Annotated in this window: 4 protein-coding genes; 3 read left to right on the top strand and 1 reads right to left on the bottom strand. The window is 67.8% G+C overall.

Going from position 1 to position 4,201, the window contains the following annotated elements:
- The coding region (locus AC1DY5_RS44580; RefSeq protein WP_478120807.1) for a 5'-3' exonuclease H3TH domain-containing protein at window positions 1-1,639 on the bottom strand (1,639 nt) is incomplete at its 3' end.
- A 98-nt stretch (window positions 1,640-1,737) separates the two neighbouring features.
- Between AC1DY5_RS44580 and AC1DY5_RS44575 the strand changes: the two genes are divergently transcribed.
- Genes AC1DY5_RS44575 through AC1DY5_RS44565 form a run of 3 tightly spaced genes read left to right on the top strand, consistent with a single transcriptional unit; the run spans window position 1,738 to window position 3,973 of the window.
- Window positions 1,738-2,118, top strand: a complete 381-nt coding sequence (locus AC1DY5_RS44575; RefSeq protein ID WP_478120806.1) for a hypothetical protein — start codon at window positions 1,738-1,740, stop codon at window positions 2,116-2,118.
- A 7-nt stretch (window positions 2,119-2,125) separates the two neighbouring features.
- Window positions 2,126-3,169, top strand: a complete 1,044-nt coding sequence (locus AC1DY5_RS44570; protein WP_478120805.1) for a homoserine kinase — start codon at window positions 2,126-2,128, stop codon at window positions 3,167-3,169.
- 9 nt (window positions 3,170-3,178) lie between these two features.
- On the top strand, window positions 3,179-3,973 hold the full coding sequence (locus AC1DY5_RS44565; RefSeq protein ID WP_478120804.1) for a BPSS1780 family membrane protein: 795 nt from the start codon (window positions 3,179-3,181) through the stop codon (window positions 3,971-3,973).
- The last annotated feature ends 228 nt before the right edge of the window (window positions 3,974-4,201 follow it).

The following is a 4,201-nucleotide window of genomic DNA, read 5'->3' as shown; positions in this document are numbered from 1 at the left end:
CGATGCGATAGAGCGTCTCGCTGGAGGCCATTTCGAGCTCGTAGATAAAGCGCAGCTTCTCGTCGGCTTCGAGCCGCGGCCACAGCACGCGGTGCACGTCGAGCGTCTGGTCGGAGTCCTCGCAGGAGTATTCGGCCGCCTTGTCGATCGCCACCTGGCTGAAGGAAATCTGGTGCGCGCCCTTGCCGCACAGGTCCTCGTAATCGATGCCGCTGCGGCCCAGGTGCCGCTCGGCCAGGCTGGCCAGGCCATGCGGCTTGTGGACTTCGAGCACGTAGCTCTGCAGCATGGTGTCGTGGGCGTAGCCCTGCACCTCGATGCCGTGGTTGGCGAACACATGGCGGTCGTACTTGACGTGCTGGCCCAGCTTCTTCTTTGCGCCGTTTTCCAGCCAGGGCCGGAGCTTCTCGAGCACCTCGTCGCGCGGCAGCTGCGCGGGCGCGTCCGGGTAGTTGTGACCCACCGGGACATAGGCCGCCTCGCCGGGCTTGACGCTGAAGCTCAGGCCGACAATCTCGGCGCGCATCTCGTCGAGCGAGGTGGTCTCGGTGTCGAGCGCGACCAGCTCGGCGGCCTCGATCTTCGCCAGCCAGGCGTCGAACACCTCCCAGGTCATCACCGTGTCGTAAGCCAGGTTGCTGACCTTCTCGGCGGCCAGCAGGGCCGGATCGCTGAACAGGTCCGGCTCGGCGGCCTCGGAGCCCTTGCGCTGCTCATTCTTGTCGGCCTGCCCGACCAGCTCGGGCGGCACCGCATGCGCCTCGAGCGTCTTCACCAGGCTCTTGAATCCGTATTGCTCGTAGAAATCCTTGAGCTCGTCCGTCTGCTGCGTGCTGATCGCGATCGCATCGAGCGCTGGCAGGCCGCTGACGTGGTCGCCGAGCTCGCAGTCGGTGCGGATCGTGACCAGCCGCCGGCCCTGGGGCAGCCAGTCGAGCGCCTTGCGCAGGTTCTCGCCGGCCTGCCCCTTGACCTCGGCCGCACGCGCGATCAGCGCGTCGAGCGAGCCGTATTCGAGCAGCCACTTGGCAGCGGTCTTGGGGCCGACCTTCTCGACGCCCGGCACGTTGTCGACGGTATCGCCCACCAGCGTCTGATAGTCGATCATCAAGCTCGGCGGCACACCGAATTCGGCCGTCACGCCCGCCACGTCGCGCTTCTTGCCGTTCATGGTGTCGATGATCGTGATGTGCTCGTCGACCAGCTGGCTCAGGTCCTTGTCGCCGCTCGAGACGATCACGTCGATGCCCTGGCTCGCCGCCGTCCGGGCCAGGGTGCCGATCACGTCGTCGGCCTCGACGTCGGGCACGCAGAGCACCGGCCAGCCGAGCATCCGGACCACCCGGTGGATCGGCTCGACCTGACTGCGCAGGTCGTCGGGCATCGGCGATCGGTTGGCCTTGTAGTCGGGATACCAGTCGTCGCGGAAGGTCTTTCCGGGCGCATCGAAGACACAGGCCGCGTAGTCGGCCCGCACCTCGCGCCGCAGTGCCTGCATCATGTTGATCATTCCGCGGATGGCCCCGGTGGCCGGGCTGCTGTTGTCGCCCGGAACGGCGCGCAGATCGGGCATCGCGTGAAAGGCGCGATAGAGGTAGCTCGATCCGTCGACGAGCAGCAGCGTTTTCTTGTCAGTCATCAGGGCATTTTGCCGTGCCGCGCGGCCGACTCCCGAAGACGGAAAAGTTCGGCACATGGTTCTATCCCCCAACCGGTCACGGACCTACAATCCAAATCATGTCCTCCTCTCTGCTCCTCGTTCGCCGCGCCCGCCTCGCCACGTTGGCGCTGGCCTGCGCCGCGCCCTCCGCGGTCGTTTTCGCGCAGAACCCGGCGCCCCCGGCCCCGGCACCCGCCCAGGGACAAGCCGATCCGGACAAGGCGGCCGGCCGCCAGAACCAGCGGATCCAGCGCATCCACACCGAGGACAGCGGCGCCACCATCGACGAGCTGCGCGTCGGCGGCCAGACCCAGGACATCACGGTCAAACCCAAGAACAACGCCCCCGCCTACCAGGTCATGCCCAACGCCGAGGAACGCGTGCGCAACCAGGGCCAGTCCGACTCCAGCGCGGGCGAAGGCGGCTCGCGCGTCTGGTGGAACGTCTTCAAGTTCTGAGCGCGCAGTGGCGGTTTTCACGGAAGTCGTATTCGACGAGGCGGACACGCTCGTCCAGCGCCTGGGCCTGGGGCCGCTGACCGCTCTCAAGGGCATCGAGGGCGGCATCGAGAACACAAACTATTTCGCCAGCACCGAGTCCGGCGAGTTTGTCCTGACCCTGTTCGAGCGCCTGGGCGCCGAACAGCTCCCCTACTACCTCTGCCTGATGAAGCACCTGGCGGCCCGCGGCATTCCGGTGCCCGAGCCGGTGGCCGACCCGGCAGTCGCGCCGCCCAAGGGCCATCCGCTGTCGATCCCGGCCAACGCTCCCTGCGAGCTGCTGCACACGGTGGCCGGCAAGCCGGCGGCGGTGGTCCGGCGCCTGAACGGCAAGAGCGAACTGGCCCCGTCGGAGGCCCACTGCGCCGAACTCGGGCGGCTGCTGGCCTGCATGCACCTGGCGGCCCGGGACTACCCCCGCATCCAGCCCAACCTGCGTGGCCTGGCGTGGTGGAACGACACCGCACCGGTGGTGCTGCCCTACCTGGGTGCCGCACAAGGCTCGCTGCTGCGCAGCGAATTGGCCTACCAGAACCACGTGGCCGAATCCTCGGCCTATGCGGCGCTGCCGCGCGGGCCGGTGCATGCCGACCTGTTCCGCGACAACGCAATGTTCGACACCCACGCCAGCGCCGACGCGCCGCGCCTCACCGGCGTGTTCGATTTCTATTTCGCCGGCGCCGACAGCTGGCTGTTCGACCTCGCCGTGTGCCTGAACGACTGGGCGATCGAGCTCTCCAGCGGTCGCCACGATGGCGCCCGCGCCGACGCCCTGCTGGCCGCCTACGGCACCGTGCGGCCGCTCACCGGCGCCGAGCGTGCGCTGCTGCCCGCCATGCTGCGGGCTGCGGCACTGCGCTTCTGGATTTCGCGCCTGTGGGATTTCCACCTGCCGCGCGAGGCCAGCATGCTGAAGGCCCACGACCCGACCCACTTCGAGCGCGTGCTGCGGCAGCGCGCGCATGCCACCTTTGACATTGCATCCGGCGCCAACGCGCTGGCGGCCTGACCGGACCCGATGAAACTCAACCTCGTACCGGCACGCACCGGCGTGCTCTGGGTCCGCGCGGGGCTCAAGGCCTTCGCGAAGCAGCCGTTGGCCTTCATCTCACTGTTCTTCCTGTTCATGGCGATGGTGTCCATCGCCTCGCAGCTGCCGCTCATCGGGGCCGCGCTCGCGTTGATGCTGCTGCCGACCATGACGCTGGGCCTCATGGCGGCCGCGCAGCAGGCCTCCGGCCCCGAGAAACCGCCCGCGGGCACCGTGTTCCTGGCAGCGCTGAATGCGGTGCGCGCCGACGTCCGGCCGATGGCGGTGCTGGGCGCCCTGTACGCGGGATTGTTCCTGGGCGTGATGGCGATCTCGGCGCTGGCCGACGGCGGCCAGTTCGCCCGCGTCTACCTGCTCGGCGGCCCGCTCACGCGCGAGCTGGCCGAATCGACCGAATTCCAGGTCGCGCTGTGGATCGCCATGGGCCTCTACCTGCCCCTGTCGCTGGCCTTCTGGCATGCGCCGGCGCTGGTCCACTGGCACCGCGTGCCGCCGGCCAAGAGCCTGTTCTTCAGCTTCGTGGCCTGCTTCAAGAACTTCGGCGCCCTTACCGTCTTCGGCCTGGCCTGGTTCGGCGTCTTCATCGGCGCCGGCATCGTGCTGAGCCTGCTCGCGAGCCTGCTGGTGGCGGTCGGCGCCATGGCCAGCGAAGGCGCCGCGGCGATCGGCGGTGCGCTGATGATCGGCGGCGCGCTGGTGATGGCCGCGATGTTCTTCACCAGCACCTGGTTCACCTTCAGGGACAGTTTCCAGGCCGACTGAGGGCTGATATGGCTTGATCCTGTCAAGAGCCCGAGCCGATCTCTCCGGGTGCCGGATTGCAGGATCTTTCGCGAATGCCGGATAGGGAACGCGGCGGAGCCGGGTGCGTGAGCGACGGTTGATCATGCTGATATGCGTGGATTGGCTACCGACAGTTCATGTATTCGTCGCGGGGCTGCCTGCTTTCTAGGATCTGCGATTGGTCACTTGCGTGGCTGCGCAATAGCC

The organism is Variovorax sp. P4_D9 (assembly GCF_056401695.1).
This window is presented reverse-complemented; position numbering and strand designations above follow the sequence as displayed.